This window comes from Streptomyces sp. NPDC038213 (assembly GCF_055600495.1).
Window position 1 is genome coordinate 159,924 of record NZ_JBVJYM010000005.1, and the last position, 19,590, is coordinate 179,513.

At 70.9% G+C, this 19,590-nt stretch carries 17 protein-coding genes and 1 pseudogene; 8 read left to right on the forward strand and 10 right to left on the reverse strand.

Features of this window, described 5'->3' with window-relative positions:
• Nucleotides 1–22: 22 nt before the first annotated feature.
• Together ACZ7JZ_RS10130 and ACZ7JZ_RS10135 are read right to left on the reverse strand one after the other, a co-directional pair.
• Nucleotides 23–1,519: a globin domain-containing protein gene (locus tag ACZ7JZ_RS10130; protein ID WP_470935652.1), complete on the reverse strand. Its 1,497-nt coding sequence runs from the start codon at nt 1,517–1,519 to the stop codon at nt 23–25.
• Between the two features lie 194 nt (nt 1,520–1,713).
• Nucleotides 1,714–2,364, reverse strand: a complete 651-nt coding sequence (locus ACZ7JZ_RS10135; RefSeq protein ID WP_470935655.1) for an HAD family hydrolase — start codon at nt 2,362–2,364, stop codon at nt 1,714–1,716.
• Nucleotides 2,365–2,520: 156 nt separating this feature from the next.
• Between ACZ7JZ_RS10135 and ACZ7JZ_RS10140 the strand changes: the two genes are divergently transcribed.
• Nucleotides 2,521–3,396, forward strand: coding sequence for a GNAT family N-acetyltransferase (locus ACZ7JZ_RS10140; RefSeq protein WP_470935658.1), 876 nt, complete (start codon nt 2,521–2,523; stop codon nt 3,394–3,396).
• A 52-nt stretch (nt 3,397–3,448) separates the two neighbouring features.
• A pseudogene (locus ACZ7JZ_RS10145) lies at nt 3,449–3,799 on the forward strand (DNA glycosylase AlkZ-like family protein); the annotation flags it as partial.
• Between the two features lie 4 nt (nt 3,800–3,803).
• Here ACZ7JZ_RS10145 and ACZ7JZ_RS10150 read toward each other — a convergent pair.
• Nucleotides 3,804–5,177 carry a serine hydrolase domain-containing protein gene (locus tag ACZ7JZ_RS10150; RefSeq protein ID WP_470935661.1) on the reverse strand — a complete coding sequence of 458 codons (1,374 nt, stop codon included), beginning with the start codon at nt 5,175–5,177 and terminating at the stop codon, nt 3,804–3,806.
• A 30-nt stretch (nt 5,178–5,207) separates the two neighbouring features.
• Nucleotides 5,208–6,686: a replicative DNA helicase gene (dnaB, locus tag ACZ7JZ_RS10155; protein WP_470936388.1), complete on the reverse strand. Its 1,479-nt coding sequence runs from the start codon at nt 6,684–6,686 to the stop codon at nt 5,208–5,210.
• 442 nt (nt 6,687–7,128) lie between these two features.
• Here dnaB and ACZ7JZ_RS10160 point away from each other — a divergent pair, with 442 nt between their 5' ends.
• On the forward strand, nt 7,129–8,466 hold the full coding sequence (locus tag ACZ7JZ_RS10160) for an MATE family efflux transporter (RefSeq protein ID WP_470935664.1): 1,338 nt from the start codon (nt 7,129–7,131) through the stop codon (nt 8,464–8,466).
• A gap of 157 nt (nt 8,467–8,623) precedes the next feature.
• Here ACZ7JZ_RS10160 and rplI read toward each other — a convergent pair whose 3' ends face one another.
• The 4 genes from rplI to rpsF all read right to left on the reverse strand — a co-directional run bounded on the left by rplI (nt 8,624) and on the right by rpsF (nt 10,324).
• Nucleotides 8,624–9,070 carry a 50S ribosomal protein L9 gene (rplI, locus tag ACZ7JZ_RS10165; RefSeq protein ID WP_470935667.1) on the reverse strand — a complete coding sequence of 149 codons (447 nt, stop codon included), beginning with the start codon at nt 9,068–9,070 and terminating at the stop codon, nt 8,624–8,626.
• Nucleotides 9,071–9,088: 18 nt separating this feature from the next.
• On the reverse strand, nt 9,089–9,325 hold the full coding sequence (gene rpsR, locus ACZ7JZ_RS10170; protein ID WP_005315025.1) for a 30S ribosomal protein S18: 237 nt from the start codon (nt 9,323–9,325) through the stop codon (nt 9,089–9,091).
• Nucleotides 9,326–9,367: 42 nt separating this feature from the next.
• On the reverse strand, nt 9,368–9,961 hold the full coding sequence (locus tag ACZ7JZ_RS10175; RefSeq protein ID WP_470935670.1) for a single-stranded DNA-binding protein: 594 nt from the start codon (nt 9,959–9,961) through the stop codon (nt 9,368–9,370).
• Between the two features lie 72 nt (nt 9,962–10,033).
• Nucleotides 10,034–10,324 carry a 30S ribosomal protein S6 gene (gene rpsF, locus ACZ7JZ_RS10180; RefSeq protein WP_004950685.1) on the reverse strand — a complete coding sequence of 97 codons (291 nt, stop codon included), beginning with the start codon at nt 10,322–10,324 and terminating at the stop codon, nt 10,034–10,036.
• 266 nt (nt 10,325–10,590) lie between these two features.
• Between rpsF and ACZ7JZ_RS10185 the strand changes: the two genes are divergently transcribed.
• The 3 genes from ACZ7JZ_RS10185 (at nt 10,591) to ACZ7JZ_RS10195 (ending at nt 13,235) form a co-directional block, all read left to right on the forward strand.
• Entirely contained in the window at nt 10,591–10,905 is a 315-nt protein-coding gene (locus ACZ7JZ_RS10185) for a hypothetical protein (protein ID WP_470935673.1), read from the forward strand.
• Between the two features lie 118 nt (nt 10,906–11,023).
• Nucleotides 11,024–12,142, forward strand: coding sequence for a lipid II:glycine glycyltransferase FemX (locus ACZ7JZ_RS10190; RefSeq protein WP_470935676.1), 1,119 nt, complete (start codon nt 11,024–11,026; stop codon nt 12,140–12,142).
• A gap of 61 nt (nt 12,143–12,203) precedes the next feature.
• Nucleotides 12,204–13,235 carry an alanine racemase gene (locus ACZ7JZ_RS10195; protein WP_470935679.1) on the forward strand — a complete coding sequence of 344 codons (1,032 nt, stop codon included), beginning with the start codon at nt 12,204–12,206 and terminating at the stop codon, nt 13,233–13,235.
• A gap of 24 nt (nt 13,236–13,259) precedes the next feature.
• Here ACZ7JZ_RS10195 and ACZ7JZ_RS10200 read toward each other — a convergent pair whose 3' ends face one another.
• Complete coding sequence (locus ACZ7JZ_RS10200; protein ID WP_470935682.1) at nt 13,260–14,756, reverse strand: glycosyltransferase family 87 protein; 1,497 nt, start codon at nt 14,754–14,756, stop codon at nt 13,260–13,262.
• A gap of 112 nt (nt 14,757–14,868) precedes the next feature.
• Nucleotides 14,869–17,568 carry a transglycosylase domain-containing protein gene (locus ACZ7JZ_RS10205; protein WP_470935685.1) on the reverse strand — a complete coding sequence of 900 codons (2,700 nt, stop codon included), beginning with the start codon at nt 17,566–17,568 and terminating at the stop codon, nt 14,869–14,871.
• A 273-nt stretch (nt 17,569–17,841) separates the two neighbouring features.
• Between ACZ7JZ_RS10205 and ACZ7JZ_RS10210 the strand changes: the two genes are divergently transcribed.
• Complete coding sequence (locus ACZ7JZ_RS10210; RefSeq protein ID WP_470935688.1) at nt 17,842–18,444, forward strand: PadR family transcriptional regulator; 603 nt, start codon at nt 17,842–17,844, stop codon at nt 18,442–18,444.
• Between the two features lie 58 nt (nt 18,445–18,502).
• A complete protein-coding gene (locus tag ACZ7JZ_RS10215; protein ID WP_470935691.1) occupies nt 18,503–19,585 on the forward strand; it encodes an inositol-3-phosphate synthase in 1,083 nt (360 codons plus the stop codon).
• Nucleotides 19,586–19,590: the final 5 nt, after the last annotated feature.

A 19,590-nucleotide genomic window follows, 5' to 3' on the forward strand; every position in this document is an offset into this window, starting at 1 on the left:
AGGCGGCCCTGCACGGCCGGGGTCAGACCGCGATCCCGGCCAGTTCCTCCAGGGCGTCGTGGCGGATCCGCTCGCCGGGGATCCCGATGCGCTTCAGCGCGTCCACACCGCTGCGGATCAGCCCGGGCGGGCCCGAGATGAAGGCGTCGTACGAGTTCCACGGCCCGTGCTCGCCGACGGCCTGCGGGAGCTGCCCGGTCAGCCCCTCGGAGACCACCGGCCGCACCGACAGCCAGGAGTGGGACTTCTCCAGGCCCAGCAGGGTGTCGATGTCGTAGAGGTCCCCGTCGGTGCGCGCCCCGTAGAAGACCTCGACGGGACGGCGCTCGCCGTGCTCCGCGACGTCCTCGACCAGGGCCTTGATCGGGGCGATGCCGGTACCGCCGCCCAGGCAGAGCATCCCGTTCTCGGTGCTGTGGTCCACGACCATCGACCCGGCCGGGGGTCCCAGGCGCAGCACGTCGCCCGGCCGCGCGTGGCGGACCAGCGCGTGCGAGACCCAGCCCGCCGGCACGGCCTTGACGTGGAAGGAGAGCAGTCCGTCGGCCCGCGGGGCGGAGGCGAAGGAGTAGTGCCGCCAGATCCGCGGCCACCAGGGGGTCTCCAGGCTCGTGTACTGGCCCGCGAGGAAGGGGTACGGCTTGTCGGGCCGTACGGTGACCACCGCGATGTCCGGGGTGCGCAGATCGTGGGAGACCACCTCCGCCTGCCACCAGGGCGGCGAGTGCGGCTCCTGCTCGGCTGCCGCGTCGATCATGATCTGCGAGATGGCGGTGTAGGCCCGCACCCACGCGGCCTCCGTCTCGGGGCCCCAGGAGCCGGTCGCGTACCGCGCCAGGGCGCCGACCAGTGCCTCCCCGACGGCGGGGTAGTGCTCGGGGCGGGTGCCGTACTTGCGGTGCCCCGTGCCCAGCCGGCGCAGGTAGGGGGCCAGCACCGCGGGGTCGTCGATGTGCTCGGCGGCGGTGAGCAGGGCCTTGAGCAGCCGGTCCCGCTGGACGTCCATGGCGGCGGGGAACATCTCCCGCAGATCGGGGTGCCCGGTGAAGACCAGCGCGTAGAAGTACGAGGTGACCTTGTCCGCGATGGGCGCGATCTCGGTCAGCGTGCGCCGGATCAGCACGGCGTCGGGCGAGGCCTCGCGGGTCGCGGTCGCGGTCGCGGCGGCGGGCAGGGCCCCGGCTGCCGAAGCGTCACTGCTGGCGGGGGCCGGGCCGTCGGCAGGGGTCTCGGCGACGGCCGGAGCGGAGCCCACGGCCGGAGCGGAGCCCCCGGCCGGGGTGGGGCCCGCAGCCGGGGTAGGGCCCGCGGCCGGCGTGGGGCCGTGCTCGGGGGCGGGCTCGCGGGCCGCGGGCTCCTCGGGGGCCGGGACGGCCTCCGCAGCCGCTTCGAGGGCGGCGTCGAGGGCGGATCCCGGGGCCGCCCCGGGCAGGGGGAGGGGAACGGGTACGGGGACAAGGACCGGTGTCCGGACCGGCAGCGGAGCCGCGGCGACGGGCCTGCCGGCTGCGGAACCCACCGGACGTATCGGCGTCGGCCGTCTGGCCGGTGTGGTGGGCGGAGCGTCCATACGGTGCCTCGCTTCGAGCATCTCGGTAGGTCAGCGCCCGCCACGGCCTTCGAATCCGTGGTTCCGGGTCATCGCAGGATGGCACCCGGGGCCAGGACTTCAGGCAAATAGCGGGAAGTCCGCGTTTCCCACCGGCTCTCCCGTTAGGATCTCCCGCCGCGCTGCCGGGGGGTCCGGCCCAGTGCGTAGGCCTCCCGCAGGTCACGCCCCTCGTAGACGTGGGTCGCCGTTGCAGCCAGGGCGGGCCGCGCATTGACCGCGACCGAGACGGGGAGCGACGCGAAGAGCACGGCGTCGGTAGCCGAGTCCCCGTAGGCCACGCACTCCTGGCGGGTCACCCCGAAGCGGGCGCACAGCCGGTCCGCCACCTCCAGCTTCCCCTCCGGGGTGAGGATGCCCGCCACGTCGAGGGGCAGCCGGAAGGGCACCGGGGGGAAGAGGGACCCGTGCGCCGCGTGGGCTCCCCAGTCCAGGAGCCGTTCCACGAAGAAGGAGGGCGACAGGGAGATCACGGCACAGTAGTCTCCGCGCTCGCGGATCTCCTGCCAGACCTCCCGGATGCCCGCCAGCCACGGCGCCCCCTCGAAGGCCGCGTGGACGTGGTCCTCCGTCAGGCCCTCCCACAGGGAGTGCAGGCGCAGGGCGAACTCGGGAGGGCCGATCCTCCGGGCGCTGAACTCCCCTTCCAGCTCGGCGATCTCTGCTTCCAGCCCCAGCTGACGGGAGATCTCGGCCGGTGCGGCCGTTCCGTGCATCAGGGTGCCGTCGAGATCGAAGAGGTGCAGCGCAGTCATGACAGGGAGGCTAGTGCGTCGACCGGACGTTTCACGTGAAACATCGGCTCGCGTGAACCCTCCACGAACTCGTGTTTCACGTGAAACATCGCCCCGCTACCGGCCGTACGGAGAAATCAGGTGGACTTCCTCCGGTCGGTGAACAAGGCTGGTCCGGTGCCTACCTCACACCTCGCCACGCTGACCATCCGCCGCCTGACGAATGAGGACCTGCCGCTCTGCTCCGACCTTTCCGAGGACCGCGGCTGGCCGCGCGAGGAGCACAAGTGGGAGCTCCTCCTCAATGCGGGCAGGGGATACGGCATCGATGCCCCCGACGGGCAGGGCCTGGCCGCCGCCTGCGTCGTGACCTCGTACGGCACCTCACCGGAGAACCCCGACCTGGCCGCGATCGGCATGGTCCTGGTCGCCGAGCGCTATGCCCGCCAGGGCCTCGGGCGGCGGCTGATGCAGTACGTCTGCGAGTCCCTCGCTCCCACCCCGCTGACCCTGCACGCCACCCCGAACGGGCAGCCCCTCTACGAGGAGCTCGGCTTCGAGGCCATCGGGCGCTCCGAGATGCTCGTCGGGCAGTTCACCCCGCAGCCCGGCGACACCACAGGCTCCGTCCGCCCTGCCGCAGCCGAGGACCTGCCGGAGATCGTCCGCCTGGACCAGGAGGTCTTCGGAGAGGACCGCACCCACGTCCTGACCCGCCTGCCCGCCTTCGCCGACCATCTGCTCGTAAGCCACGACGCCGAGGGCAGGCTGAACGGGTACGCGGCCGCCTGGCCGAATATGCACACCCATGTCGTCGGCCCGCTGATCGCCGCGGACACCGACACCGCCCGGGCCCTGGTCGCCGGCCTCGCCGCCCGGACCGAACGCCCGCTGCGCACGGACATCGAGCTCCGTCACGAGGACCTGCGGTCCTGGCTCAAGGAGCGCGGGCTCGCCTCGGTCTTCTTCAACGCGGTGATGACCCGCGGCATCCCGGACCTGCCCGGGGACCTCGCCCGCCGCTTCGCCCCGCTGACCGTGGCCGCCGGCTGAGACCGGCAGCTCAGCCGCGGACCCTGTCGTCGCCTGCACGCCACCGATGCCGCCAGGGTCTTCCTGTCGGCCCGCGCCCGAGCCCTGGACCGCCCTCCTGCCCGGACTGGACCCCAGAGCCATGGGCTGGGCCGACCGCCCCTTCCACCTGGCCCCCGGGCACCGCGCCGAGCTCTCCGACCGGGCCGGCTACATCGGCCCGACGGTGTGGTGGAACGGCGAGGTGATCGGCGGCTGGGCCCAGCGCGCGGACGGCACGGTCGTCTGGCGGCTGCTCGCCGACCGGGGAGCGGAGGCCGCCGCGGCCGTGGAGGCCGAGGCGGCGCGGCTCGCCGACTGGCTGGGCGGGACGCGCGTGACCCCGCGCTTCCGCACCCCGCTGGAGCGCGGGCTCGTCGCCTGAGGGCTCAGCCGAGCCCGCGCCAGCCCAGCGGGTCCACCCCGCCGGGCACGGCGGCCCGGGCGTCGTACGGCTCCCGGGTGAATACGAAGGACCCCAGGTCAAGATGGTCCGCGGAGCCGTCCGCCCGCCGCACCACCCGCAGGGACTCCCCGGCGTAGTAGCCCGACACCCCGCGCCAGCCGCCGGCCCCGTCCGGCCGGAACAGGGCCGAGCGGCCCGGGGCCCCGACGGGCCCGAGCCGGAACTCCCCGCCCGGCAGCAGCCGCAGGACGAAGGGGGCCGTGCCCCAGTACCAGGGACCGGTGAGCGCGACGGCCTCCGGATCCGCCTCAGCGGCCCGCACCGGGCGCCAGGGCCCGGGGATCCGCGGCTCGGCACCGGCGACCAGGCCCAGCAGTTCGGTGGCCACCGTGGTGGCGGGCAGTCCGGAGGTGCAGTTCGCCAGGACGACCGCCGCGAGGTCCTCCTCCTCGCACAGCCAGAGCCCCGCCACGAACCCCGGCAGCGAGCCGCCGTGCCCAGCGAGCCGGCGCCCGCCCGCCTCCAGCAGCTGGAGCCCCAGCCCGTAGCCGGACTCCGCGAGGCCGGGCTCCGGCGGGGAGACGGCCGTCCGCATCTCCCGTACGCTCGCGGCGCTCAGCACCCGGTCGTCCCCGCGGACCAGGAACTCCGCGAAGCGCGCCAGGTCCCCGGTGGTGGACCAGAGCGCGCCCGCCGGGGCCATCAGCCCCAGGTCCTCCAGGGGTTCGGGCATCACCACGTCCGCCCAGGGGTGCACCGCCCAGCCCTCCGCGGCCGGCTCCTGCGGCAGCCCGCTCGTACGGCGCAGCCCGAGCGGCTCCAGCACCTCGGCCCGCAGCACCTCCTCCCAGGGGCGCCCCCGGACCGCCGCCACCAGTGAACCCAGCAGCGTGTAGCCGGGGTTGGAGTAGTGGTGCCGCCGGCCCGGCGGATGCAGGAAGGGCTCCGCGCCCAAGACCTCCGCCAGCCCGGGGCGCAGTGTGCCGGGGCTCCGCTCCCACCAGGGGCCGGGGGTCTCGGCCGCCAGGCCCGAGCTGTGGCAGAGGAGCTGGGCGATGGTCGCGCCGCCCGCGGCCGTGCCCGGCAGGTGCTTGTCCAGCGGGTCGTCGAGGCCGAGCAGCCCCTCGTCCCGCAACCGCATCACCAGGACGGCCGTGAAGGTCTTCGTGATGGACCCGATCCGGTACTGCACCCCGGTGGCGGCCGCGTCCCCGCGGGCCCCCTCCCACACCGTGCGCCCGCCGCGCACCACCGCCGCGACCACCGAGGGCGCCCGGCCCTCCGCCTGCGCCACGGCGATCCGGTGGTCCAGCGCCCGCCGGGTGGCGGGCAACAGCTCATCAGCCACAGAAGTCATGCCCGCAGCTTCGCATCCGGCGGCTGCGGGTCAGGTGTTGGCCATGTCCACGAAGCGGGAGTAGTGGCCCTGGAAGGCCACCGTGATGGTCGCCGTGGGGCCGTTTCGGTGCTTGGCGACGATCAGGTCGGCCTCGCCCGCGCGGGGGGACTCCTTCTCGTACGCGTCCTCGCGGTGCAGCAGGATCACCATGTCGGCGTCCTGCTCGATGGATCCCGACTCGCGCAGGTCGGAGACCATCGGCTTCTTGTCCGTCCGCTGCTCGGGGCCACGGTTCAGCTGCGACAGCGCGATGACCGGGACCTCCAGCTCCTTGGCGAGGAGCTTGAGGTTACGGGACATGTCCGAGACCTCCTGCTGACGGCTCTCGGGGCGCCGGGAGCCGCCGGACTGCATGAGCTGCAGGTAGTCGATGACCACGAGCTGGAGGTTGCTGCGCTGCTTGAGGCGCCGGCACTTGGCGCGGATCTCCATCATCGACAGGTTGGGCGAGTCGTCGATGTAGAGCGGGGCCGCCGAGACGTCGGGCATCCGGCGGGCGAGCCGGGTCCAGTCGTCGTCGGTCATCGTGCCGGAGCGCATGTGGTGCAGGGCCACCCGGGCCTCCGCCGACAGCAGGCGCATGGCGATCTCGTTGCGCCCCATTTCGAGGGAGAAGATCACGCTCGGCAGATTGCTCTTGATGGAGCAGGCGCGGGCGAAGTCGAGGGCCAGGGTGGACTTGCCCATCGCGGGACGGGCGGCGATGACGATCATCTGGCCGGGGTGCAGGCCGTTGGTCAGCGAGTCCAGGTCCGTGAAGCCCGTCGGCACTCCGGACATCTGGCCGCTGCGCGAGCCGATGGCCTCGATCTCGTCGAGCGCGCCCTCCATGATGTCCCCGAGCGGCAGGTAGTCCTCGGAGGTCCGCTGCTCGGTGACCGCGTAGATCTCGGCCTGGGCGCTGTTGACGATCTCGTCGACGTCTCCGTCGCCCGCGTACCCCATCTGCGTGATCTTGGTGCCCGCGGCCACCAGCCGGCGCAGCACGGCCCGCTCGTGGACGATCTCCGCGTAGTACTCGGCGTTGGCCGCCGTGGGCACCGACTGGACCAGCGTGTGCAGGTACGCGGCGCCGCCGACCTTGGTGATCTCGCCGCGCTTGGTCAGCTCCGCCGCGACCGTGATCGGGTCGGCGGGCTCGCCCTTGGCGTAGAGGTCGAGGACGGCCTGGTAGATGGTCTCGTGGGAGGGCCGGTAGAAGTCATGGCCCTTGAGGACCTCTACCACGTCGGCGATGGCGTCCTTGGAGAGCAGCATGCCGCCGAGGACGGACTGCTCGGCGTCGATGTCCTGCGGGGGGACCCGCTCGAAGCCGCCCCCGTCCCAGGAGCGGCCGCCGTCGGAGCCGTCCCCGTCGCCCTGGTCGCCCCTCCGGCCGTCGCCGCGGCGCCCGCCGCCCTCACCCCGGCGGCCGCGGGACACGGGGAGACGGTCACCGGGACCGCTGTCGGCCCAGGGGTCGTCCATGGGCTCGAGAATGCTCACCGGGCCGCCTCCTCCCGTCCGCTGCGCGGACCTCGCCGTGTCACTCTTTCTACGACACGGCTCTGACATTTGGGGCGCCCGAATCCACACTCGGCGCGTCGGGGCGCCGGTCCACGGTAGGCCTGCGGATGCCTTCAGCCAATCTGGTTATCCACAGGCTGTGTGGACGAAGGCCCGAATGCTGTGGGTAACCCCCAGCTACCTGTGTACGGACCGGGGGACGGCACTGTGGACAAAATCTCATGCCACCCCCTTCCACCGGACCTGAACTGGCCTTTCTCCGTCCACGACCTGTGGGGGAGAAAAACTTTCGCCCTGTTCTCAAGATCGTTGGCAACTGCGCCCGAACGGGCTGGCGAGACCCCTTCAAGTAATGGTCCAAAGATAGTTGCGACCATTACCTGTGGAAGATTAGATTGAAGGCATGCCGCCAACCTCCACCCTCCCGAAGCAAGGCCCGCGACGGCACGACCGCGAGATCGTCGCACTCGCCGTACCGGCCTTCGGCGCGCTCGTCGCCGAGCCGCTGTTCGTGATGGTGGACAGCGCCATCGTGGGTCACCTGGGCACCCCCCAGCTCGCCGGCCTCGGCGTGGCCGCGGCCCTGCTCACCACCGCCGTCAGCGTGTTCGTCTTCCTCGCCTACGCCACCACGGCCGGCGTCGCCCGGCGGGTGGGTGCGGGCGACCTGCCCGCGGCCATCCGCCAGGGCATGGACGGGATCTGGCTCGCCCTGCTCCTCGGCGCCGCCGTGGTCGCGGTGGTCCTGCCCGCCGCACCCTGGCTCGTGTCCCTGTTCGGGACCTCCGAGACCGCGGCCCCCTACGCCGTCACGTACCTGAGGATCTCCGCCCTCGGAATCCCGGCCATGCTGGTGGTCCTTGCGGCCACGGGCGTGCTCCGTGGGCTCCAGGACACCCGTACCCCGCTCTACGTGGCCGCGGGCGGCTTCACCGCCAACGGGGCCCTGAACCTCGCCCTCGTCTACGGAGCCGGCTTCGGCATCGCCGGATCCGCCTGGGGCACGGTCATCGCCCAGTGCGCCATGGCGGCCGTCTACCTGGTGGTGGTGGTCCGAGGGGCCCGCCGCCACGGCGCCTCCCTGCGGCCCGACCCCGCCGGAATCCGGGCCGCGGCCCAGGCGGGCGCCCCGCTGCTGGTGCGCACCCTGTCCCTGCGGGCCGTCCTGATGATCGCCACCGCCGTCGCCGCCGGGCTGGGGGACGCCGAGATCGCGGCCCACCAGATCCTGCTGTCGCTGTGGAGCCTGATGGCCTTCGCCCTCGATGCGATCGCCATCGCCGGGCAGGCCATCATCGGCCGGTACCTGGGCGCGGGCGACGCGGAGGGTGCCAGGGCCGTCTGCCGCCGCATGGTGCAGTGGGGCATCGCCTCGGGGGTGGTCCTCGGACTGCTGCTCGCCCTCGCCCGCCCGCTGCTGATCCCGCTGTTCACCGGCGACCCCGCCGTGCACCACGCGATCCTCCCCGCCCTGCTGGTCGTGGCGCTCACCCAGCCCGTCGCGGGGGTGGTCTTCATCCTGGACGGCGTGCTGACGGGTGCGGGGGACGGTCCGTACCTCGCCAAGGCCATGCTCGTGACCCTGGTGGTGTTCGCCCCCGCAGCGCTGCTCGTCCCCGTGCTGGACGGCGGGCTGACCGCCCTGTGGTGGGCGATGGGCCTGATGATGCTGACCCGGCTCGTCACCCTGCAGCTCAGGGCCGGCTCCGGCCGCTGGGTGGTCACCGGCGCCACCCGCTGACCCGGGGCCGCGGGGATGTTTCACGTGAAACACAGACGCCGGTGTTTCACGTGAAACATCCCCACAAAAACACCCGGCCTCCCCGAGCAGCCCGCGGGCACACCCGGATACGACAAAGGGCCGCACCCCGGAGGGTGCGGCCCTTCATGCGCAGCCCTTAGGCGGCGACGACCTCGACGCCCACGTTCGCAGCGACCTCTTCGTGCAGACGCACGGAGACCTGGTACGAACCGAGGGTCTTGATCGGGCCGGCCAGCTCGACGCGGCGCTTGTCGACCTTCGGGCCACCGGAAGCCTCGATCGCCGAAGCGATGTCGGCCGGGGTGACGGAGCCGAAGAGGCGGCCGGTGTCACCCGAGCGGGTGGCCAGACGCACCTTCACGCCCTCGAGCTTGGCCTTGACCTCGTTGGCCTGCTCGATGGTCGCGATCTCGTGGATCTTGCGGGCGCGGCGGATCTGCGCCACGTCCTTCTCGCCGCCCTTGGTCCAGCGGATGGCGAAGCCACGCGGGACCAGGTAGTTGCGGGCGTATCCGTCCTTGACGTCGACGACATCGCCGGCGCCACCGAGGCCAGAGACCTCCTGGGTCAGGATGATCTTCATTATTCGGTCACCCTTCCCTTATCGCGCGGTGGACGTGTAGGGCAGCAGCGCCATCTCACGGCTGTTCTTGACGGCCGTGGCGACGTCACGCTGGTGCTGCGTGCAGTTGCCGGTCACGCGGCGGGCACGGATCTTGCCGCGGTCGGAAATGAACTTCCGCAGCATGTTCGTGTCCTTGTAGTCCACGTACGCGGTCTTGTCCTTGCAGAACGCGCAGACCTTCTTCTTAGGCTTGCGCACAGGCGGCTTCGCCATGGTGTTTCTCCTGTGTGATCAAGAAGTGGGGAACGGGCTGCCCTAGAAGGGCGGCTCGTCCGAGTAGCCGCCGCCGGAACCGCCGGAGCCGCCGGAGCTTCCGCCCCAGCCGCCCCCGCCGCCCTGCTGCCCGCCGGTAGGCGCGCTGGAGGCCCAGGGGTCGTCGGAGGGTGCTCCGCCGCCCTGGGGACCGCCGCTGGGGGCTCCGCCCCAGTTGCCGCCGCCCTGCTGGCCGCCGCCACCGCCGCCGTAACCACCCTGGCCGCCCCGGCCCGCGGTCTTGGTGACCTTGGCCGTGGCGTTGCGGAGGCTGGGGCCGACTTCCTCGACGTCCAGCTCGAAGACCGTGCGCTTGACCCCTTCGCGGTCCTCGTACGAGCGCTGGCGGAGCCGGCCCTGGACGACGACGCGCATACCGCGCTGAAGCGACTCGGCGACGTTCTCGGCCGCCTGGCGCCACACCGAGCAGGTCAGGAACAGGCTCTCGCCGTCCTTCCACTCATTGGTCTGGCGGTCGAAGGTGCGGGGGGTGGACGCGACACGGAACTTCGCGACCGCCGCACCCGAGGGGGTGAAGCGCAGCTCGGGGTCGTCGACGAGATTGCCGACGACCGTGATGACGGTCTCGCCTGCCATGGATGAACCTCTCGGCGGGGATTGCTGCTGGCTTGTGCTACTCGAACCCGATTACCTCTGAACCGAAGGGGTTCAGTGGGTCTCGGGACGGAGGACCTTGGTCCGGAGGACCGACTCGTTCAGGTTCATCTGGCGGTCGAGCTCCTTGACGACCGCAGGCTCGGCCTGCAGGTCGATGACCGAGTAGATGCCCTCGGGCTTCTTCTTGATCTCGTAAGCGAGACGACGACGGCCCCAGGTGTCGACCTTCTCCACCTTTCCGTTGCCCTCACGGACGACGGAGAGGAAGTTCTCGATCAGCGGGGAGACAGCGCGCTCCTCGAGATCGGGGTCGAGGATGACCATCACCTCGTAGTGACGCATGTGGAACCCACCTCCTTTGGACTCAGCGGCCACGGTCGTTCCGTGGCAGGAGGGTCGTGATGCGTGCCGCGCGGGGTTCCCGGGACCGAATGGCCCCAGAGCAGACACCGCGCAGACCGTACAGCGTACCCCGTCACCTCCTTCCGGTTGAAATCCGGCAGGAGAGGGCCACAATCTGTACACATCGGGTGTGCGCGGTGCTATGCCCGGACCTCCGGGCCCGGCAGCCCCGCGGCACGTCTCTCCACTGCCGGGAGGTGCCCCCCATGGCACAGGCAATGCGGCCCCAGCCGTCGATTTCTCTGCTGTCCACCGATGGAAAGCCGCACCCCCTCCAGGACACCCTGCTCGCGGTGACCCTGGTGCTGGGCGCGGTGTCCTTCATCACTGCCTTCTTCCACCACCTGCACCTGCTCACCTCGTGGACCGGCCTGGTCGGCATCGTGACCGGGCTCTACGGCCAGTTCATCTCCGAGACGACACGCGAGCGCTTCGCGCTGATCATCGGGCTCGGCGCCTCGGCCGTGGGCTTCCTCCTCGGCATGGCGCACGGCGGGCTCTTCGGCGGCTGGCTCGGCTGACGGGCCGCGGCGGGACGGGCTGCGGCGGCGACCGCGGCCCGTCCCCCAGATGGGTGGCGCCCTTGTCGCAGTAGGCTTCGCGCCATACCCAGCGAAGCCGCCGGAGGAGACGCCCCGCATGAGCCTGTCCCTGAGGACCATCAGCCGAGAGCAGCATCTGGCCTATATCCAGAGCCTGCCCTCGGCTAGCCACTGCCAGGTCCCGGCGTGGGCCGACGTGAAGAACGAGTGGCGTTCCGAGAACCTCGGATGGTTCGACAAGTCCGGCGAACTCGTCGGTGCCGCCCTGGTGTTGTACCGCCAACTGCCCAAGGTGAAGCGGTACCTCGCCTACCTTCCCGAGGGCCCCGTCATCAACTGGTACGCCCCCAATCTGGACGAGTGGCTGCAGCCGATGCTCGCCCACCTGAAGCAGCAGGGCGCGTTCACCGTCAAGATGGGTCCGCCGGTGGTCATCCGCCGTTGGAACGCCGCCGCCATCAAGTCCGGTATCCAGGACCCCGAGGTCAAGCGCCTGCGCGACGTCGAGCCCTCGCACATCGAGCCCCGCGCCTTCGAGGTGTCGGACAAGCTGCGCCGGATGGGCTGGCAGCAGGGCGAGGACGGCGGCGCCGGCTTCGGCGACGTCCAGCCCCGCTACGTCTTCCAGGTGCCGCTGGCCAACCGCTCGCTGGACGACGTCCTCAAGGGCTTCAACCAGCTGTGGCGCCGCAACATCAAGAAGGCCGAGAAGGCCGGCGTCGAGGTGGTCCAGGGCGGGTACGACGACCTGCCGACCTGGCAGCACCTGTACGAGATCACCGCCGAGCGCGACAAGTTCCGCCCGCGCCCCCTTGTGTACTTCCAGCGCCAGTGGCAGGCCCTCAACGCCGAGGACCCGAACCGGATGCGCCTGTACATCGCCCACCACGAGGGCGAACCCCTGGCGGCGGCCACCATGCTGACGGTCGGCCAGCACGTCTGGTACTCGTACGGCGCCTCCGCGAACCACAAGCGCGAGGTCCGCCCCTCCAACGCCATGCAGTGGCGGATGCTGCGCGACGCGTACGCGCTCGGTGCCTCGGTCTACGACCTGCGCGGCATCAGTGACACCCTGGACGAGAACGACCACCTGTTCGGCCTGATCCAGTTCAAGGTCGGCACGGGCGGCGAGGCCGTCGAGTACGTCGGCGAGTGGGACTTCCCGCTCAACAAGCTGCTGCACAAGGCGCTCGACATCTACATGTCGCGCCGCTGACGCCGGCCTCCTCCCACCCACACCCTCCCCCGCTGTTCCAGAGAAAGGATCCGTACGGGTCATGGCGCTCACGCTCTACGTCGACACCGCCCGCTGGCGTGCGCACCAGAAGCAGGTGCAGGACCAGTTCCCGGGGCTGATCCCGGTCTGCAAGGGCAACGGCTACGGCTTCGGCCACGACCGGCTGGCCGACGAGGCCACCCTGCTCGGTGCGGACATCCTGGCGGTGGGCACCACGTACGAGGCCGCCCGGATCAAGGACATGTTCAGCGGCGACCTGCTGGTCCTCACCCCGTTCCGGCGGGGCGAGGAGCCGGTGCCGCTGCCGGACCGGGTGATCCGCTCGGTGTCCTCCGTGGACGGGGTCCGCGCCCTGGTCGGCGCCCGGGTCGTCATCGAGTGCATGAGCTCGATGAAGCGGCACGGCGTCTCCGAGCAGGACCTCGGCCTGCTGGCCGGTGCGATCGAGGACGTCCGGCTGGAGGGCTTCGCCCTGCACCTGCCGCTCGACCGCCCGGACGGCTCCGACGCCGTCGAGGAGGTCATCGGCTGGATGGACCGCCTGCGGGCGGCCCGGCTGCCGCTGCACACCATGTTCGTCAGCCACCTGCGGGCCGAGGAGCTGGTCCGGCTCCAGCAGCAGTTCCCGCAGACCCGCTTCCGGGCCCGGATCGGCACCCGGCTGTGGCTGGGGGACCACGAGGCGACCGAGTACCGCGGTGCCGTGCTCGACGTCACGCGCGTCTCCAAGGGGGACCGTTTCGGCTACCGGCAGCAGAAGGCCGCCTCGGACGGCTGGCTGGTCGTCGTGGCAGGCGGCACCTCGCACGGCGTGGGCCTGGAGGCCCCGAAGGCCCTGCACGGCGTGATGCCGCGCGCCAAGGGCGTGGCGCGGGCCGGGCTGGCCACGGTCAACCGCAACCTGTCGCCGTTCGTGTGGGCGGGCAAGCAGCGCTGGTTCGCCGAGCCCCCGCACATGCAGGTGTCGATCCTCTTCGTGCCCTCGGACGCCACCGAGCCGAAGGTCGGCGACGAACTGGTGGCCCACCTGCGGCACACCACCACCCAGTTCGACCGGGCTGTCGACCGCTAGGGCAGTCCCCTCGGACCCGGCGGATCAGGACCCGTCCCGGTAGCGGGGCGGGCCGCCCCAGTCGACGAGCTGTCCCTGCGGGGGCGCCGCATCCCGCGGCGCCCCTGCGGCGTCTCCGACGGTGAACACGTCGGGCGCGCCGTCCAGCACCCCGCCGGAGGGGTCGTCCGAGCCGTCCCGGCGGACCGGGTCGCGGTCGGGCCGCAGGATGTCCCGTACCACCACCGCGCAGAGGTAGAGGGTCGCGAGCAGGTGGGCGGCGATGGCCAGCTGGTAGCCCTCCACGGGCAGGCCCTGGTGCTTGTCCCCGCTGGTCGTGTAGGCGAGGTACATCCAGATCCCGAGGAAGTACGCCACCTCGGCGGCCTGCCAGATCAGGAAGTCGCGCCAGCGGGGCCGGGCCAGGGCGGCCAGCGGGATCAGCCAGAGCACGTACTGCGGGGAGTAGACCTTGTTCGTCAGGACGAACACGGCGACGACGAGGAAGGCCAGCTGCACCAGGCGGGGGCGGCGCGGGGCGCTCAGGGCGAGCAGCCCGATGCCCGCGCACAGCAGCAGCATCAGCACCGTCGCGTAGGTGTTGGCGTCCTCCAGCGGATTGCCCGAACGCTGCGAGATCAGCAGCCAGACGGAGCCGAAGTCGACCGGGCGCTCCTGGCTGAAGGTGTAGAACTTCTTCCAGCCCTCCGGGGCCAGGAGCATGACCGGCACGTTGACGACCAGCCAGGCGGCCGCCGCGCCGGCCCCTGCAAGGGCGAACTCGCGCCACTTCCCGGCCCGCCAGCACAGCACGAGCAGCGGCCCCATGATCAGCACCGGGTACAGCTTCGCGGCCGTGGCCAGGCCGATCAGGATGCCGAAGGCCAGGGCCCGGCCGCGGGACCACATCAGCAGGGCCGCGGCGGTGAGGGCCACGGCCAGCAGGTCCCAGTTGATGGTGGCGGTGAGCGCGAAGGCCGGGGCGAGGGCCACGAGCAGGGCGTCCCAGGGGCGCCGGCGGTGGGTGCGGGCCACGCAGACCGCGATGACCGCGGCGCAGGCCATGAGCATGCCCGCGTTGACCATCCAGTAGATCTGCTGGCGCTCCTGCATGGCCCCGCCGTGCGGGGTCAGCCAGGAGGCGACCTCCATGAACAGCCCGGTCAGCACGGGGTACTCGAGGTACTGCATATCGCCGGGGATCCGGTCGAAGTACGGCACGAGGTCGGCTGCGAAGCCGCGCCCCACGTACAGGTGGGGGATGTCGGAGTAGCAGGCGTGCGTGTACTGCGATCCGGCGCCGCGGAACCAGGCCCAGTCGTAGCAGGGCAGCTTCTGGACCATGCCGAGCGCGAAGAGGCCGAGGGCGACGAGGACGACCACGCGCACGGGCGTCAGCCAGTGGCCGCCCAGCCGTGCGCGCAGGCCCATGGGGCCGCCGAGCAGCTCGCTGCCCGCGGCCGCGACCTCGTCCTGCCGGGTGGGCAGGACGGGGTCTTCCGCGTCGTGCGCGCGGGGCTGGTCGCCGTACACCTTCGTCATGCGCTCATCCTGCCGTACGGGGTCCGGTACGGGGCGAGGGCCGCCGCACCGGGTCGGTGCGGCGGCCCTCGCGGGGCTGTTGCGGGCCGGCATCCGGCCGGTGCCCCGCGGGTCAGCCGCCGGCGCCCTCGCTGTCTCCGCCGCCGAGCAGGCCGCTGTTGGTGTTGCCGCCGCGGCTGCCCGGCCTGCCGGTGGGCGAGGTCGTGGGCGTCGGGGTGGTGCCGCCGGTCACGCCGCCGTCCGTGGTGCCACCGTTGTCGGTGCCGGTGCTGGTACCGCCGTCGGTGGTGCCGCCGTCCTCGTTGCAGTCCCACTGCCAGGGCTTGCAGGAGGGCTTGCCGCCCTTGGAGGGCGTGGGGGTGGGCGTCGGGGTCGGGGTGGTCGGCTCCTCGGTGGGCTCCTCCGTCTTCTCGACGGTGGGGCTCGGCTTCGGGGTCGGCGCGCCGGCCGCGTCGGCCTTCACGCCGATGTCCTCGGCCTCGGGGAAGTCCTTGACCGGGGTCCCCTTGACCGCCTCGCGCATGTAGTCGACCCAGATCTCGGCCGGGATGTCACCACCATGGATGGACGGGACGTCGCCCGTGCCGTTCATGGAGAGGAGCTCCTTGGTCTTCGAGTTCGGGTCGGTGCGGAAGAGGGCCACCGCGGTGGACAGCTGCGGGGTGTACCCGACGAACCAGGCCGACTTGTTCTTGTCGGTGGTGCCGGTCTTGCCGGCGGCCGGGCGGCCCAGCTTCTTCACCTTGGTGCCGGTGCCGTTCTTGACCACGTTCTGGAGCACCTTGGTGATGTTGTCCGCGACGGAGTTGTCCATCGCCTTCTCCGACTTCGGAGCGTCGAAGCCGGGCAGCTCCTTGCCGTCCTTCTCGACCCTGGTCACCGAGTAGGGCTCGTAGTGCGTGCCCGAGGCGGCGAAGGTGGCGTACGAGTCGGCCATGCGGATGGCACTGGGGGTGGACGTGCCCAGGGCGAACGAGGCGTCGTTGTTCTGGTTCATCGAGTCCTCGAGGATGCCCGTGGCCAGGGCCACGTCGCGCACCTTCCGGTGGCCCACGTCGAAGACGAGCTGGGCGAACGGCGTGTTGATGGACTTCTCCATCGCCTCGTTGAGGGTCACGTAGCCGTAGCGCGTGGGGCTCTCGTTCTTCTGCCGGAAGGGCTTGCCGTTGGCGTACCGCAGGGGGTCGCCGTCCCGGTTGCGGATGACGGTGAGGTCGTTGCCGTTGTACTTGCTGTCGACGGAGATGCCGACGCCGTCGGAGTTGTGGGTGCCGTACTGCATCGCGGCGGCCAGGACGTACGGCTTCCAGGTCGAGCCGACCGGGACGCCGGTGGTGTTGGCGTTGTTCGAGAAGTGCTGCTTGTCGAAGCCCGCGCCGCCGTACAGGGCGACGATCTGCCCGTTGGCCGGGTCCACGGAGGCGGCGCCGAACTGGACGAACTTGTCCGTCGCCGGCCGCGCCTTCTCGTCCAGGAACTCCTGGCGGGTCTTGTCCACCGCCTTGGCCAGCGCGTCCACCTTCGGCTTCTGGAAGGTGGTGTAGATCTGGTACCCGCCGCGGTCGAGCTCCTCCGGGGTCAGGTTCAGCTTCTTCATCACGTACTGCTTGGCCGTCTCGACCAGGTAGCCGGTCTGGCCGGCGAGGGAGAGGGCCTGTGCGGAGGGCTGGAGCTTGGGGAAGGTCTTGTACTTGGCCCGCTCTGCCGGGTCCATCCGGCCGACCTCGACCATCCGGTTCAGCACCCAGGCCCAGCGGCGCTCGGCACGCTCGGTATTGGCCTTGGGCGTGGCCGCGGAGCCGACGCCCCCGTCCGGGTTGTAGAGGTTCGGGCCCTTGAGCAGCTGGGCCAGGAAGGCGCTCTCGGAGGGGTCGAGCGTCTCGCAGTCCTTCTTGAAGTACGCCTGGGAGGCCGCCTGGCAGCCGTAGGCGTTGCGGCCGAAGTACGCGGTGTTGAGGTACCCCTGCATGACCTTGGTCTTCTTCTCGGTCGCACCGACCTTTATCGAGATGAAGAGCTCGACGACCTTGCGCTTGAGGGTCTGGTCCGAGTCCAGGTACGTGTTCTTGACGTACTGCTGGGTGATCGTCGAACCGCCCTGGGTCTCCCCGCCGGTCAGCATGTTGAAGGCGGCGCGTCCGATGCCCATCGGGTCGACGCCCTTGTCGGTCTCGAAGGACGCGTTCTCCGCCGCGATCACGGCGTCCTGCAGCGACTTGGGGATCTTCTCGATCGGCACGAGCTGCCGGTTGCGCTCGCCGCCGACCGCGGCCATCTGCCCGTCGTCGCCGGCCCAGTAGTAGACGTTGTTCTGGGCCTTGGCGGCCTTGTTCTCGTCCGGGGTGCCCACCATGGCCAGGGCGATGCCGGTGCCGCCGATCAGCACGGCGAAGAAGCCGAGCGAGGTCCCGCCGACCAGCTTCCAGCTGGGGACGAACCGCTTCCAGCCGTCCTTGTCCGAGCGCGGGTAGTTGATGAACCGCTTGTCCGGCGCGGCGCCGCGCCGGCGGCCTCCCTGGGCGGCGCGGCGGGCCTCGGCGCGCCCGCCCTGGGCGGCGTCCCGGCCGTGCGCCTGCTGCCCGTGGGGCTGGCCGTAGGCATCGCGGCCGTACGGGTCCTGCCCGTAGGACGGGCCCGCGTACTGGCCGCCCTGGGCCTGGCCGTACGACTGCCCGTACGGGGCCTGCGGCGTACCGGGGGGTACGGCGCCTCCGCCGGCGCCCCGGCGACCGGGGCCCTGCTGGGCGGCACGGCGGGCTGCAGCGCGTCCGCCGCCCTGCGACTGCGGCGGTTTACGACGGTGCTCGCTCATCGAACGACTACTCCTCGGGCAGGCGAGTGCGCCTGAAGCGGCAGTTGAATTCCGGTTCCCCCCGGGTCCTGGCGCACAGACTACGCAGGGTCAAAACCCTCGCCGCGCAGAAGTTCACCCCAAATCAGGCAACTTGCATCCTACGAATTGGTGATGTGACGCCGGTCACCATGTCTGGCCTTGTCGCCGGATCAAGGCCGTTCTATCGTCTGGATGTATCGAGTCGATACATCAGCTCGGCATACGGATCCAGGGACGGGGGAGGAGGCGGCAGTGAGCAGACGCTCCGGCATCCTCGAATTCGCCGTCCTCGGCCTCCTCCGCGAATCCCCCATGCACGGCTACGAGCTGCGGAAACGGCTCAACACCTCGCTGGGGGTGTTCCGGGCGTTCAGCTACGGAACCCTCTATCCCTGCCTCAAGACGCTGGTGGCCCACGGCTGGTTGATCGAGGAGCCGGGCAATGCGCCGGAGGACGCCCTGGCGGCTTCACTCGCGGGGCGCCGGGCCAAGATCGTCTACCGGTTGACGGGGGAGGGGAAGGAGCACTTCGAAGAGCTCCTCTCCCACACCGGACCCGATACCTGGGAGGACGAGTCCTTCGCCGCCCGGTTCGCCTTCTTCGGCCAGACCGAGCGCGAAGTGCGCATGCGGGTGCTGGAAGGCCGCCGGAGCCGGCTCGAGGAGCGCCTGGAGAAGATGCGGGCCTCACTGGCCCGCACCCGGGAGCGCCTCGACGATTACACGCTTGAGCTGCAGCGGCACGGAATGGAGTCCGTGGAGCGCGAAGTGCGCTGGCTGAACGAGCTCATCGAGAGCGAGCGGGCGGGACGGGATCGGCGACGACCCGGGCCGTCCGACGACACTGCAAAGTGAGGCCCTGCGGATGCGGGGACTCAACCGGAACACTGAAAACTGACAGGGAGCAACCGGAATGGGTTCGGTTCGCGTAGCCATCGTCGGCGTGGGCAACTGTGCCGCGTCGCTGGTGCAGGGTGTCGAGTACTACAAGGACGCCGACCCGGCCACCAAGGTCCCGGGCCTGATGCACGTCCAGTTCGGCGACTACCACGTCGGTGACGTCGAGTTCGTCGCCGCCTTCGACGTCGACGCGAAGAAGGTCGGCCTCGACCTTTCGGACGCCATCGGTGCCAGCGAGAACAACACCATCAAGATCTGCGACGTCCCGAACTCGGGCGTCACCGTCCAGCGCGGCCACACGCTCGACGGTCTGGGCAAGTACTACCGCCTGACCATCGAGGAGTCCGCCGAGGCGCCGGTCGACGTGGTCCAGGTCCTCAAGGACCGCGAGGTCGACGTCCTCGTCTGCTACCTCCCCGTCGGTTCCGAGGAAGCTGCGAAGTTCTACGCGCAGTGCGCCATCGACGCCAAGGTCGCCTTCGTCAACGCCCTCCCGGTGTTCATCGCCGGCACCAAGGAGTGGGCCGACAAGTTCACCGAGGCCGGTGTCCCGATCGTCGGTGACGACATCAAGTCCCAGGTCGGCGCGACCATCACGCACCGCGTGATGGCCAAGCTGTTCGAGGACCGCGGTGTCCGCCTCGAGCGCACCATGCAGCTGAACGTCGGCGGCAACATGGACTTCAAGAACATGCTCGAGCGCGACCGCCTCGAGTCGAAGAAGATCTCGAAGACCCAGGCCGTCACCTCGCAGATCCCCGACCGCGAGCTCGGCGAGAAGAACGTCCACATCGGCCCGTCCGACTACGTCGCCTGGCTCGACGACCGCAAGTGGGCCTACGTCCGCCTCGAGGGCCGCGCCTTCGGCGACGTCCCGCTGAACCTCGAGTACAAGCTCGAGGTGTGGGACTCCCCGAACTCGGCCGGTGTCATCATCGACGCCCTGCGCGCCGCGAAGATCGCCAAGGACCGGGGCGTCGGCGGCCCGATCCTCTCCGCGTCCTCGTACTTCATGAAGTCCCCGCCGGTCCAGTACTTCGACGACGAGGCCCTCGCCAACGTCGAGAAGTTCATCAAGGGCGAGGTCGAGCGCTAAGAGCG